Annotated in this window: 14 protein-coding genes and 1 riboswitch; of the genes, 8 read left to right on the forward strand and 6 right to left on the reverse strand. The window is 35.0% G+C overall.

The genetic code is table 11. The features are described from left to right. Positions 1-19: 19 nt before the first annotated feature. Both JOD07_RS07840 and JOD07_RS07845 read right to left on the reverse strand, forming a co-directional pair. Entirely contained in the window at positions 20-976 is a 957-nt protein-coding gene (locus JOD07_RS07840) for an inorganic phosphate transporter (RefSeq protein ID WP_204613266.1), read from the reverse strand. Beyond that, complete coding sequence (locus JOD07_RS07845; RefSeq protein WP_158740322.1) at positions 973-1,626, reverse strand: DUF47 domain-containing protein; 654 nt, start codon at positions 1,624-1,626, stop codon at positions 973-975. Before JOD07_RS07845 ends, JOD07_RS07840 begins: the two co-directional genes overlap by 4 nt. Positions 1,627-1,844: 218 nt before the next feature. Here JOD07_RS07845 and fba point away from each other — a divergent pair, with 218 nt between their 5' ends. Continuing rightward, positions 1,845-2,786 (forward strand): class II fructose-1,6-bisphosphate aldolase, encoded by a 942-nt coding sequence (gene fba, locus JOD07_RS07850; protein ID WP_204613268.1) that lies wholly within the window; start codon positions 1,845-1,847, stop codon positions 2,784-2,786. Between the two features lie 49 nt (positions 2,787-2,835). Here fba and JOD07_RS07855 read toward each other — a convergent pair whose 3' ends face one another. The 4 genes from JOD07_RS07855 to JOD07_RS07870 all read right to left on the reverse strand — a co-directional run bounded on the left by JOD07_RS07855 (position 2,836) and on the right by JOD07_RS07870 (position 5,983). After that, the gene (locus tag JOD07_RS07855) at positions 2,836-3,339 is read right to left on the reverse strand and encodes an SEC-C metal-binding domain-containing protein (protein ID WP_158740320.1); all 504 of its coding nucleotides are present in this window, start codon (positions 3,337-3,339) and stop codon (positions 2,836-2,838) included. Positions 3,340-3,372: 33 nt separating this feature from the next. Continuing rightward, entirely contained in the window at positions 3,373-3,882 is a 510-nt protein-coding gene (locus tag JOD07_RS07860) for a flavin reductase family protein (RefSeq protein ID WP_204613270.1), read from the reverse strand. A 98-nt stretch (positions 3,883-3,980) separates the two neighbouring features. Next, complete coding sequence (locus JOD07_RS15405; protein WP_243429280.1) at positions 3,981-5,186, reverse strand: ATP-binding protein; 1,206 nt, start codon at positions 5,184-5,186, stop codon at positions 3,981-3,983. A gap of 71 nt (positions 5,187-5,257) precedes the next feature. Further along, a complete protein-coding gene (locus JOD07_RS07870; RefSeq protein WP_158740318.1) occupies positions 5,258-5,983 on the reverse strand; it encodes a folate family ECF transporter S component in 726 nt (241 codons plus the stop codon). Between the two features lie 79 nt (positions 5,984-6,062). Continuing rightward, positions 6,063-6,156: riboswitch (THF riboswitch) on the reverse strand. 174 nt (positions 6,157-6,330) lie between these two features. On the opposite strand from JOD07_RS07870, the gene JOD07_RS07875 reads away from it, so the two are divergent. From JOD07_RS07875 to JOD07_RS07905, 7 genes are all read left to right on the forward strand, one after another. Further along, positions 6,331-6,870 (forward strand): helix-turn-helix domain-containing protein, encoded by a 540-nt coding sequence (locus JOD07_RS07875; RefSeq protein WP_158740317.1) that lies wholly within the window; start codon positions 6,331-6,333, stop codon positions 6,868-6,870. Positions 6,871-6,900: 30 nt separating this feature from the next. Beyond that, positions 6,901-7,944: a spermidine/putrescine ABC transporter ATP-binding protein gene (gene potA, locus JOD07_RS07880; protein ID WP_158740316.1), complete on the forward strand. Its 1,044-nt coding sequence runs from the start codon at positions 6,901-6,903 to the stop codon at positions 7,942-7,944. Next, entirely contained in the window at positions 7,944-8,774 is an 831-nt protein-coding gene (locus JOD07_RS07885) for an ABC transporter permease (protein WP_158740315.1), read from the forward strand. The genes potA and JOD07_RS07885 overlap by 1 nt, the downstream gene beginning before the upstream one ends. After that, positions 8,768-9,544 (forward strand): ABC transporter permease, encoded by a 777-nt coding sequence (locus JOD07_RS07890; protein WP_204613272.1) that lies wholly within the window; start codon positions 8,768-8,770, stop codon positions 9,542-9,544. Before JOD07_RS07885 ends, JOD07_RS07890 begins: the two co-directional genes overlap by 7 nt. Positions 9,545-9,558: 14 nt before the next feature. After that, complete coding sequence (locus JOD07_RS07895; RefSeq protein ID WP_204613274.1) at positions 9,559-10,599, forward strand: ABC transporter substrate-binding protein; 1,041 nt, start codon at positions 9,559-9,561, stop codon at positions 10,597-10,599. Positions 10,600-10,769: 170 nt separating this feature from the next. Continuing rightward, the gene (locus JOD07_RS07900; protein ID WP_204613289.1) at positions 10,770-12,029 is read left to right on the forward strand and encodes a peptidoglycan-binding protein; all 1,260 of its coding nucleotides are present in this window, start codon (positions 10,770-10,772) and stop codon (positions 12,027-12,029) included. 124 nt (positions 12,030-12,153) lie between these two features. Further along, a complete protein-coding gene (locus tag JOD07_RS07905) occupies positions 12,154-12,714 on the forward strand; it encodes a hemerythrin domain-containing protein (RefSeq protein ID WP_204613291.1) in 561 nt (186 codons plus the stop codon). The last annotated feature ends 65 nt before the right edge of the window (positions 12,715-12,779 follow it).

Raw genomic sequence — 12,779 nt, forward strand, 5'->3', positions numbered from 1 at the left:
CTCCTTTTTTTTTATAAATTCAAGTAGAAAATAAATTAAAAAACAGCAGGCTAATTACCCCGGAAATTGCCGGAGTTCCAAACCATCCGAATAAAATGTTGCGAATCGCTTTAATGCTAATAGTATTTACTCCTTTTACTAATCCAATGCCAATAACTGACCCCACAATAGCATGAGAAGCAGATACGGGAATACCAATTTGTGTATAAATATACACTACAATCGCTCCCGTAAATACGGAAATAAGTCCTGAAACAGGAGAAAGTGTAACCAAACTTTCGCCTACCGTTTTCATAACTCCCTTGCTATATGTAAGTACTCCAAGAGCTATCGTTAAACCTCCGATGAATACAGCCTGCTTAGTAGTAAGCAAATTGATTTTTCCGGCATAAACAGAAGTTACATTGGCTACATTATTACCACCTAAAGAATACGCTGAAAAAATCCCAGAAATGTAATACCCTGCTTTAATAATTTGATCATATATTACATAATCTTTTATTCTTTTTTCTATAAACAGTTCAAAGCTCTTATATAAAATAAAGGCAATGATAATCGCTCCAAAGGGCGTTAAAAACCATGCATAAAAAAACTTGAACAACTCTGAAAAATCTGCCTTCCCTTCTAAAAGAGCTCCTCCAATAATAGCCCCTATCACGGCCTGGGACGTAGATACCGGTAAATGAATGACAGTCATTAATGTGATTGTAATGGCGGCTGCCAACATAACTAAAAATGCTTTCATTGGAGTATTAATGCCACTGTTGTAAGAATAATCACTTATTTTGTGTACTCCTTTGCTTCCTTCCAAACAAGCGCCAAGAATTACGAATACTGCGGTAAGTATAATTGCCGTTCTATATTTTACTATTCTTGTAGAAACTGCAGCAGCAAAGCAATTGGCTGCACCATTGCTTCCTAATGCCCAGCCTAAAATGGCTCCAGAAATGACTGAAGGTGATATCATAATAATCATACCTTTCTTAATACCATAATCATTTCCAGCATATCTGAAATATCTTCTCCAATATCGGATAACTCTGCAATATCAGATATGATCGCTTTAATTTGATTTTTCTTTGCCAATTCTATATCCATATTAAATAACGTACGTATTGCATTATATTCAATCTCATCAATTTCTGATTCCAGCTTTACGATATCAGCAAGCTGGTTATGGTACTCTTCTCCCTGATAAAATTGGCCAAAGATCTTATTAATTAATTCCTGTAAATATTGAAGCTGCAGTTTTGTTTTTAAATTAATTTCTTTGACAGCAGGCTTTAGTTCATCAAAAAACTCAATATTTTGAAGATAAATTTGCTTGATAATTTCTTCACATTTATTAGCAATATCATCCATCTTTTTTATAATATTTAATATTTCTCTTCTTGATTCAGGCAAAAGTACTCCTTTTAAAAGGGAGTGAATGATTTCGTGGCGAATGTGATCTGCCTCAGTTTCAGCTTCTCCTACTTCCTTAGCCATTCTTTCTATTTCAAAGCCCGTGCCTTTTTCATTAAGTACTTCCAATGCCTCAATAAATAACTGGTTACAATAAATTACTGCTTCTATATGCTGATTCATAAGCTCCAAAACTTTTTTTTCCTTTTTAAACAATGGCATTTCTCTCACCTCTTTTACATAAATTTTAATGATTTGACATATTAATAATATTACCTTAATTATTACTTATTCACTATAGCATAAAAAAATATTATGGAAAAGTACTGCCAAAGATGTTGTAATCCGTAACATTAAACATTATAATAATATGGAATAATTTCTCTGATGCATCGTTTTCATCATCAGACGATTAAATTTTTGAAAGGTGGAATAATAAAATGGCATTAGTAACAACAAAAGAAATGTTCCAGAAGGCATACGAAGGAAAATATGCAATTGGTGCTTTTAACATCAACAACATGGAAATCATTCAGGCAATCACCCGAGCTGCAGGAAGATTAGGATCCCCTGTAATCCTTCAAGTTTCCAAAAGTGCTCTGAAATACGCAGGCCCAGGATATTTAAGAAGAATGGTTGAGGCTGCAATCGAAGAAACTGGAATCGATGTTGCTCTTCACTTGGACCATGGTCCTGATTTAGAAACAGTAAAAGAAGTAATTGAAGCTGGATTTACCTCTGTTATGTTTGACGGTTCTCATTACGACTATGAAACCAATGTGGCAAAAACAAAAGAAGTAGTTGATTATGCCCATGCAAGAGGAGTTGTAGTAGAAGCTGAATTAGGTAAACTTGCAGGTGTTGAAGATGAAGTTAAAGTATCTGCTGCTGATGCTACATACACCGATCCTGACCAAGCTGTTGATTTCGTAAAAAGAACAGGCGTTGATTCTTTAGCAGTTGCTATTGGTACAAGCCATGGTGCATATAAATTTAAAGGTGAAGCTAAGTTGGATTTTGATCGTTTGGCAACTATTACTGCCAAATTAGAAGCTGCTGGCATTCATAATTTCCCAATCGTATTACATGGTGCTTCTTCTGTTGATCCAGAATCTGTTGCGCTTTGTAATAAATATGGCGGAGACATTAAAGGCGCTGCCGGAGTTCCAAATGAAATGTTAAGAAAAGCAGCTTCTATGGCAGTATGTAAAATTAATATGGATACAGACATCAGACTTGCTATGACAGCTGCTATCCGTGAAGTATTTGGGGAACAGCCAGCTGAATTCGATCCAAGAAAATATCTTGGCGCTGCTAGAGATAGAATTGAAAAATTAGTAGAAGATAAAATTAAAAACGTTTTAGGATCTAATACAAAATAATAAAAGCCACCTAAGGTGGCTTTTATTATTTACAAATATTTTGGAATAGTTACTTTCCACAACACTTTTTATACTTTAATCCACTACCGCATGGACAGGGTTCATTTCGTCCAACTTTTTTAGGTTTTACAACAATCTTGGATTGTTTATAGTCTTTTGTGATTTCTTCTCTTCTTTCCTCTGTTAAAATATTCTCCCATGCCGGAAGAGTATATAACCATTCTGCTTGAGCATCCAACATGTTCCAATATAATTTTTCATAATCGATATCAAGCGTTACATGGGTATCTTCAGTTAATTCTTCCAGATTGATTTCTTCTTTTAAGCTGGTATTAATCCCATCTATGAAACCTGCAAATTCAGGAGCGGACATACCGAATTTCTTAGCCAACTCACTGCAAGTTCCACTTACTGTTTGAGTATGATCCGCCAAAATCTGTTCATAGACTTCTTTCTCTTTTTGAAGATATTCTTCAATAAATTTGTTGTAGTCTACTTTCTTACTTCTGCCTTGTTCTTCGATCATTTTTTCCCATTGTTGATACAAATTCATTTGTCTTACTCCTTTTCTTCTAAAACTTTCAGTCTATTTTTCTTTAATATAAGATGAGACAATCTCCCCATAGTATAACACATGATAATCATGATTGGAATAACATTTTTCATCAATTATTTGATCTAATGTTGCAGGTTCCATTGCCTGCTTATATACAACCTTACATTCGTAAAAAAGGTCACATTCTCCAATAACAGGTGTATCCACTTCTCTTCCTTTTACTGCAGAAAGTCCACATTCTTTAAATTTATCAACATCTCTTCCCGACTTCGTTCCGCAGTATCCTAATTCCTTTTTGAGCTGACCATTAAGTGGAATACTGATGGTAAATTCATCGCTGTGATTGATAAAATCATATGTATACCTGGAATAACGCACTGCAACAGTAATAATAGGCTTACTCCAGATCACTCCTATATTACCCCATCCAATTGTCATAGTATTGATTTTTTCACCATCTTTTACTGTCAGAAAGACTCCTTTAGGTAACTGTTCCAAAAATTCTTTAGTATATTCATTGTAATGAATATCTTTAAACATAGTATACCCTCCCAAAATTTTTATAAATTTAACATTATTTAATATAACATATTCAAAGCCTGAATACAAAATACTAAACATATATAATGTAAAAGGATTTATTGCTGCCCTAACATATAATCAATAAATTGCTGTGCAGTTCTTCCTGAACGACCGTTATGCCACATTTCCCATTGAAGGGCCTTTCGTTGCAGTTCCTCCGGAGGCATATCAATACCATGCTTTTTTGCTAATCCTTCTACAATTTCCAAATATTCTTTTTGATTTGGTGATGTATAGGTTAAAGTAATTCCAAATCGATCGGCCAATGAAATTTTTTCTTGAATAGAATCTGAAATATGTACTTCTCCATCAGAATTTTGCCTGTCATTCCAGGTTTCTTTAATCAAATGCCTTCGGTTGGAGGTAGCATAGATCAGTACATTATCAGGTTTTTTCTCTATTCCCCCTTCTATAGCTGCTTTCATGTATTTATATTCCGTTTCAAATTCTTCAAAAGACAAATCATCCATAAAAATAATGAAATATCTGTTCCTGTCTTTAATTTGCGATATGATCTTATTAAAATCAATCAACTGATGCTTTGACAGTTCTATTAATCTGAGACCTCTATGGGCATACTCATTTAAAAGTGCTTTAACAGAAGACGATTTTCCTGTCCCTCTGTCTCCAAACAGTAGAATATTATTTGCTTTTTTTCCTTGTAAAAAAGCCTCGGTATTCTCAATCAAGGTTTTCTTTTGATCTTCATAGCCAATTAAATCTTCCAGTCTTACGGAATCAGGTTTTTCTATTCCCTTTAATCCATTATCCCATCTGAAAGCTTGGTATTTCCCCATTATTCCACAGCCATTTTTATAATAGTAGTCAGCGAGTTTAAAGATTTCGTCATCAATATTGATCTTTTTTTCTTCCTTCGTACTTAAAAAAGTTAAAGGCTCTATTCCAATCTTGGATGCAATTACATCCCAATCTAAGCAGGAAAAATCATTTAAAATTATCAAATCTCTTTTTAAGGCTTCCTTAATAGTTGAATCAGTACAATGATTGCTCTTTTCGCAGGAAAGGCTAAAAATATTTTCATCCTGAAGAATCAAATGCTTAATATAATTTTCCCACAAAGCATCTTTTACATTTTCTTCAAATCCAAATTTAAGCAGCGATGCAGCTATTTCAGAATACTGATTCTGTAAGGAACAATGGTCTTTCTCGCCGGATTGATCCAGTTCTTTAAGAAAATTTAACACCTTTTGCACCAAGTCATCTTTTAACAGATTTCTGTATATGAGTAGTCTGTTTAACAATTCGATTCCCCCATTTTTTAAAAAGCTGCCTGTAGCTTTCAGCTCTAAAACTGAAAGCTATAATAGGCAGCTTAAGAAATCTTAATATATTTAAACCATCTTGATAAAACAAAAATCATAATGGAATGAAGCGGTATGATCACAAACCCGGCTAATATTCTTCCCGGTAAAAAGGCTAAAAATCCTTTTTCATAGGTGATTGCCAGAAAAAAAGTATTTAAGCCTAAAGAAAGAATAAAGTATGCGACTGTAACTACAAATAATATCTTATCAAAAGAATACAAGCTGTCTTCAGTTTTAATGATTCTGCCAAGCACAACAGGAAGCATGATAAATGCCAATGCAATAACACAATAAAGCATCATGAGCATTTTAGGTAATTCTGCATCCTGTGACATAAAAACGAACAGAATTCCTATTGTTAAAAGAATACTGAAAGCAATGTTCGCAATGTGAAAATTAAACTTGATATTTTTTGATTGAATCAACCAGTAAATCAGTCCAGGAATCACTCCTCTTAAAATAGCAGTGATCGTAAGTCCTGGAATATAAGGTCCTCCCATTGGATTAAGCATAAATCCCAAGGTGTCACTTACTCCTCCGGTTAATCCTCCGGCAATAGGTCCAAAAAGAATACCTGAAATGATTACAGGTATATCACCAAATCCAATACGAAGAGCCGGAAGTCCTGCCAATGGAATCGTGTATGAAAATACTCTTGTAAGCACGATGCTGATTGACGCCAACAATCCACATGCAACCAAAACTCTAGTAGTAAATCTTTTTTTCGTCTTCAACATTTTCCCTCCTTTCCTTAGTATGATGACATTTCCGCTCACCATACTCTCACCATACTAAAGAAAGAAGTACTTTAATGGCAGCGGAAGCGATAAAGTACCGCAGCTAAATAGCTTTCGTTTAAGGGCAACTTCCCATCCCTTAACACTTAACGCACTTTACCTACTCTGTCATTTTATATGACATTCTATAACATTCTTCATTCTTGCGCAAGAGTTTTTTAGATAAATTTCGTTAAACCCATTGACTTTATATTAAAAATATGTATATAATAAACCGTTTCATTTGTTTAGCAACTCTAAACAAAAAGTTTAGTTAATCAAAACAAGAATAGGGTGCTTTTGTTATGAATATAGGTGAAAAAATTAAATTGCTAAGAGTTACCAATGGTCTCACACAGGAAGAATTGGCAAATCGTTGTGAATTAACCAAAGGATTTATTTCTCAACTGGAAAGAGATCTTACATCTCCTTCAATTGCGACATTAGTAGATATTCTGGAATGTTTGGGAACGAACTTAAAAGATTTTTTCAATGAAAGCATCGAAGAAAAAATTGTATTTGAAAAAGAAGACACCTTTATTCAGGAAGATCTTGAAAATAAGAATGAAATTCATTGGATCGTTCCTAATGCTCAAAAAAATCTCATGGAACCGATTATGATCGTTTTAGAACCTGAAGGACAATCAAGTCCTCAAGATCCCCATGAGGGAGAAGAATTTGGGTACGTGTTGTCGGGAACTATTTTTGTGCATATTGGGAATAAAAAATATAAAGCTAAAAAGGGAGAATCTTTTTATTTCAAGCCTTCTATGACCCATTATATATCCAACGCAGGTAATTCAAAGGCAAAAGTTTTATGGCTCTGTACACCACCAAGTTTCTAATTTAATTATTATAAAAAGGAGGAAATGGAAATGTCAGAAAATATTATCGAACTTGTAGATGTTTCTAAAAGCTATGGTTCTACAGAAGTTCTGAAAAACATCAACTTATACATCAGAAGAAATGAATTCTTAACTCTACTCGGTCCAAGTGGATGTGGCAAAACGACAACTTTAAGACTCATCGGAGGCTTTGAACAACCTACAAAAGGAAATATTTTGTTTGAAGGAAAAAATATCAATTCCCTTCCTCCTTATAAACGAAGAGTAAATACAGTATTCCAGAAATATGCACTATTTTCTCATATGACTGTAGAAGAAAATATTGCTTTTGGATTAAAAATAAAAAAACTTGATCCTAAAGTAATCAAAGAAAAAGTTCATAATATCTTAAACCTCGTTAACTTATCGGGTTATGAAAAGAGATCCATCGATTCTTTAAGCGGAGGTCAGCAACAAAGAATTGCTATTGCAAGAGCACTTGTCAATGAACCCGACGTACTTTTACTTGACGAACCTCTTGGGGCCCTGGATTTAAAATTAAGACAGGACATGCAGGTTGAGTTAAAAAGAATGCAAAAGCAACTGGGAATCACATTTATATATGTGACCCATGACCAGGAAGAAGCTTTAACCATGTCGGATACCATAGTGGTTATGAAAGATGGGGTTATTCAGCAAATTGGTACGCCTGAAGATATATACAATGAACCTAAAAACGCCTTTGTTGCAGATTTTATTGGTGAAAGTAATATTATACCCGGTTTAATGAAAAAAGATTATCTCGTTGAGTTTGCCAATACAACTTTTGAATGTGTTGACAAAGGTTTTGGCACTAATCAGCCAGTAGATGTAGTGATCCGACCGGAAGATATCGAAGTAGGTGACGAAAACACCGGAATGCTTCAAGGAGTAGTAGAATCTGTAACTTTTAAAGGTGTTCATTATGAAATGATGATCAAAACAGATACATTTAGCTGGATGGTTCACAGTACTTCAATGCGTCCTCCAAAATCTCAAGTAGGACTTACGATATTGCCTTATAATATCCACATAATGAAAAAGGCGGTGGACTAATGAAAAAGAAATGGATTTCTTATTCATATGTTTTGTGGATGACTGTTTTCATCGTTGTTCCATTAGTTCTTGTGCTGTTCTTCAGCTTCATGAGTTCTACCGATGGAGATTTTTCATTCACCCTGGAACATTACCGCCGTTTCATGGATTTTAAGGAACCTTACATTAAAGTATTATGGCGTTCTGTTTTACTTGCGGGAATCAGTACAATTATTTGCCTTGTATTAGGTTATCCTGTAGCTATGATTCTGGCCAGTAAAAAAATGAGCAAGAAAAGTTTCCTTATGTTTTTATTCGTTCTTCCCATGTGGATGAATTTTCTGCTCAGAACATACGCCTGGATGACCTTATTAGAAAAAAATGGGTTTATCAATATGATTTTATCCTTCTTCAATATCGGCCCTCTTCAACTGCTTTATAATGAAGGGGCAGTGATATTGGGTATGGTATATAATTTTCTGCCTTTTATGGTACTTCCCATTTATTCAGTATTGAGAAAAATCGATCATAGTGTTATTGAAGCTGCTGAAGATTTAGGTGCTGATCAATTCACTGTATTTAGAAAAATCATTTTCCCCTTAAGTTTGCCTGGGGTTTTTTCAGGTATATCCATGGTATTTATGCCTGCCGTAACAACTTTTGTAATCTCAAGGCTTCTTGGCGGGGGGCAATTTATGCTGATTGGAAACCTTATAGAACGTCAATTCCTTTTAGCTGGAGACTGGAATTTCGGCTCAGCAGTGTCCATTGTCATGATGCTTATTATTCTTATCAGCATGGCAGTTATGTCAAAATATGATAAAGAGCATGAGGGGGGCGGATTATGGTAAAAGATATATTTAATCGAATCTATTTATTTTTAATATTTGTATTTTTGTACGCCCCTATTGCTGTATTGATTATTTTTTCATTCAATAATTCAAAATCCAGAGCCAACTGGAATGGATTCACACTGAAATGGTATTTACAGTTGTTTAAAGATCCAGATATTAAAAAAGCTCTATATTATACAGTAATTATTGCTATAATTTCTTCTATTATTTCAACCATCATAGGGACAGCAGCGGCAATAGGTATACACAATATGTCCAAATGGAAAAAAACCTTAGTAATGAATATTACCTATCTGCCAATTCTTAATCCAGATATTGTTACCGGAATATCTCTTATGATTTTATTTATATTTTTTAAAGTGCGATTAGGATTTGTTTCGATGCTTTTAGCACATATTACATTTAACATCCCTTATGTAATTTTATCGGTAATGCCAAAGCTAAAGCAGCTGAACAAACATCTGTATGAAGCTGCCCTGGATTTGGGCGCTACGCCGGCTTATGCATTTTTTAAAGTAATTATTCCAGAAATTATGCCGGGGATTATTACAGGAGCTCTGCTCGCTTTCACATTATCTTTGGATGATTTTGTTATAAGCTTTTTTACCGCTGGTTCAGGGGTAACAAATTTATCCATAACCATTTATTCTATGGCAAGACGCGGAGTAAATCCAACAATCAATGCATTATCCACTTTAATGTTCCTTTGTGTTCTGATTCTACTCTTTATTGTTAACAAGAGAACATCAAAAGATGCTAATGAGTAAGGAGGAAAAAATCAATGAAAAAATGGAATTTAGCTGCTTTTTTGTTAATCCTTTTGACCGTTTTGGGGATCTCTGGATGCGGCCAACAAAATAAGGTTGTACTCAATGTTTACAATTGGGGCGATTATATTGATGAAAGTGTGATAGAAGATTTTGAAAAACAGTATAACATCAAAGTAAACTATGAAACCTTTGCTACGAATGAAGATATGTATGTTAAGATCAAATCGGGTGGAACGGATTATGATGTTATATTTCCTTCTGAATATATGATCGAAAAAATGATTAACGAAAACTTGCTCCAAAAACTGGATTTTAGCAACATTCCCAATTATGCTTTAATCGATGACCAGTTCAAAAACCTCGATTATGATCCAAATAACGAATACTCTGTTCCTTATATGTGGGGAACTGTAGGTATTCTCTATAACAAAACGATGGTAGATGATCCAGTGGATAGTTGGGACATTTTATGGAATGAAAAATATGCCGGACAAATCTTTATGCTGGACAGTCAAAGAGAGTCCATTGGAGTTGCCCTGCAGAAATTAGGTTATTCCTTAAACACAAGAGACGTTAATGAATTACAACAGGCAAAACAGGCATTGATTGAGCAAAAACCTCTTGTTCTGGCTTATGTTGGTGATGAAGTAAAAGATAAAATGATCGGTGGAGAAGCAGCCCTTGCTGTTGTTTGGTCCGGTGATGCAATTTATTGTAAAAGAGAAAATCCTGATTTAGAATATGTCATTCCTAAAGAAGGTTCTAATTATTGGTTTGACGCAATGGCCATTCCTGTAACCTCTAAACACAAAAAGGAAGCAGAGATGTTTATCAATTACCTTTGTGAAACAGAGGTCGCTTTAAAAAATACCGATTACATTGGATATTCCACTCCCCATGCCAAAGCAAAAGAAATGCTTTCTGAAGAGTTGAAAAATGACAGAGCTGCATATCCGCTTCCAGAAGATATTGCAAGATGCGAAGTCTATAAAGACTTAGGTGATTTTGTTACAGAATTCGATAAAGTATGGACTGAGATCATGGCTCAATAATAAATACCTCCAGGCAGAGTTGTCTTATAAATTCATATAAGATAATGAGTCTGGAGTTTTTTTATGACATTTTAAGAATCAGTGCCTTTTTTGAATAAAACATCATATACTATTAATGGAAATTAATAGTATAGAGAGGGGATGCCATGTTTAGACGATATCCTGCTACAATGGCGCGCCAATCGACCGGCAAGCTTGTTGTAGATGTTTTTACAAGGGGCCAAAACAAAACTCTTTCCCCTGTTCCCGATGCAACTGTAGTCATCCGTGAAAGATCAAATGGCACAAGGCAAAGACAGCCTGTAGAAGTACTTAGAACCAATGAATCCGGAAAAACAGAAACCATATCCCTCAGCAGCCCTCCCATGGAACTAACTCAGGAACCTCCTCAGGAGCAACCTTATTCAACTTATGATATTGAAATACAAGCACCCGGATATACCACATTATTAATAGAAGGTACTCAAATTTTTGCTGATACCACTGCAATCCAAAATGTAACCTTAGAGCCGGCAGGCGAAATGGAAAGACAATTGAATGAAATCTTTATCCAACCCCATACCCTTTGGGGATCCTATCCGCCTAAAATCCCGGAAGCCGAAATTAAACCAGAACCTCCGCCAACCGGCTTTATTGTATTGGATCAGCCGGTTATCCCCCAATATGTTATTGTGCATGCCGGAGTTCCCGATGACCCTTCAGCACCTAATTATTATGTAGGCTTTAAAGATTATATAAAAAATGTAGCTTCCAGCGAAATCTTCCCTACATGGCCTGAGAATACAATTCGCTCCAATGTTCTTGCGATTTTATCTTTCACTCTTAACCGAGTATTTACTGAATGGTACAGGGGAAAAGGAAAGAATTTTACAATTACCTCTTCTACTGCTTATGATCATGCATTCTTCTACGGAAGAAATATTTATGATTCAGTATCGGCCATTGTAGATGAATTGTTTGTAAATTACATTAAACGTCCCAACATCCGACAACCTCTTTTAACTCAATACTGTGACGGTGTAAAAGTAGAATGCCCTAACTGGATGACTCAATGGGGGTCCAAGAATTTAGGCGATCAAGGATTGGATGCTATAAGCATTCTTAGAAGTTTTTACGGTCAAGACATTTATCTTGATACAGCAGTCAAAGTGTCCGGTATTCCTTCTTCCTTCCCAGGATACAATCTGACCATAGGTTCCAGTGGTGCACCTGTCAGAACCATACAAGAACAGCTCAATGCCATCTCAAATAGCTTCCCGGCAATCCCCAAGGTAAGAGTGGACGGAAGTTATGGCCAGCAAACTGCCGATGCCGTCAAAAAATTTCAAGAAGTATTTAATATGCCCGTTAATGGAATAGTAGACCAGCCTACATGGTACAGAATATCCGATATATACGTTGGCGTTACAAGAATGGCTGAATTGGTATAAGAAAGAGTTTCGCTTGCGAAACTCTTTTCTGTTAATGTGACTTAAATCATATTAAATGCTTATACTATACCCTATAATACAAATATAAAGATTATGAGCCTGGAATATTTAAGGAGGAATTACAATGGATGCAATTACACTTCTAATGGAAGAACACAAGAATATTAAAAGAGCCTTAACCTGTATAAGAAAACTATGTATAGCCATTTTAAATGGTAAAGCAGTGGATACTACTCTATTCTATCAAATAATCGATTTTGTGAGAAATTATGCAGACAGGCATCACCATAGCAAAGAAGAAACCATACTTTTTAAGAAAATGTCTGACGAGTTGGGTGAAAGAATTGCTAATGGTCCTATTTATGGAATGCTTGCTGAACATGACCTTGGGAGATTATTCATGATGAATTTAGAAAATGCTCTAAAAGAAATTGAAAAAGACAATCTTGACGCCAGAGTGGATGTCATCGCCAATGCCATTGCCTATACCGATTTACTTCACCGACATATTCAGAAAGAAGATACTGCCATATATACCTTTGCCCAAAAGCAACTTTCTGATGAAGCCCTGTCTGAAGTGGAAGCAAAATGCAAAAAAGCTGAACAAGCGGCAAAAGAAAAAAATATTCAAAATAAATATCTCGAATTCTTAGATCATTTAGAAGAAATCACAGCCAATCTGTAAAAGTTATATAGAACTGCTCGTATTATATAGTCTAGTACAAAATTTAAAAATTTAACTGAATAAAC

The organism is Defluviitalea raffinosedens, assembly GCF_016908775.1.
In the GTDB taxonomy this organism is placed as follows: domain Bacteria; phylum Bacillota; class Clostridia; order Lachnospirales; family Defluviitaleaceae; genus Defluviitalea; species Defluviitalea raffinosedens.

What these genes read in the sequence shown, in the direction of transcription:
- JOD07_RS07845 (WP_158740322.1), bottom strand. Translation starts at nt 1,626, where the DNA reads ATGCCATTGTTTAAAAAGGAAAAAAAAGTTTTGGAGCTTATGAATCAG.
- JOD07_RS07900 (WP_204613289.1), top strand. Translation starts at nt 10,770, where the DNA reads ATGGCGCGCCAATCGACCGGCAAGCTTGTTGTAGATGTTTTTACAAGG.
- JOD07_RS07895 (WP_204613274.1), top strand. Translation starts at nt 9,559, where the DNA reads ATGAAAAAATGGAATTTAGCTGCTTTTTTGTTAATCCTTTTGACCGTT.
- JOD07_RS07840 (WP_204613266.1), bottom strand. Translation starts at nt 976, where the DNA reads ATGATTATTATGATATCACCTTCAGTCATTTCTGGAGCCATTTTAGGC.
- potA (WP_158740316.1), top strand. Translation starts at nt 6,901, where the DNA reads ATGTCAGAAAATATTATCGAACTTGTAGATGTTTCTAAAAGCTATGGT.
- JOD07_RS07855 (WP_158740320.1), bottom strand. Translation starts at nt 3,339, where the DNA reads ATGAATTTGTATCAACAATGGGAAAAAATGATCGAAGAACAAGGCAGA.
- JOD07_RS07860 (WP_204613270.1), bottom strand. Translation starts at nt 3,882, where the DNA reads ATGTTTAAAGATATTCATTACAATGAATATACTAAAGAATTTTTGGAA.
- JOD07_RS07885 (WP_158740315.1), top strand. Translation starts at nt 7,944, where the DNA reads ATGAAAAAGAAATGGATTTCTTATTCATATGTTTTGTGGATGACTGTT.
- JOD07_RS07905 (WP_204613291.1), top strand. Translation starts at nt 12,154, where the DNA reads ATGGATGCAATTACACTTCTAATGGAAGAACACAAGAATATTAAAAGA.
- JOD07_RS07890 (WP_204613272.1), top strand. Translation starts at nt 8,768, where the DNA reads ATGGTAAAAGATATATTTAATCGAATCTATTTATTTTTAATATTTGTA.
- fba (WP_204613268.1), top strand. Translation starts at nt 1,845, where the DNA reads ATGGCATTAGTAACAACAAAAGAAATGTTCCAGAAGGCATACGAAGGA.
- JOD07_RS07875 (WP_158740317.1), top strand. Translation starts at nt 6,331, where the DNA reads ATGAATATAGGTGAAAAAATTAAATTGCTAAGAGTTACCAATGGTCTC.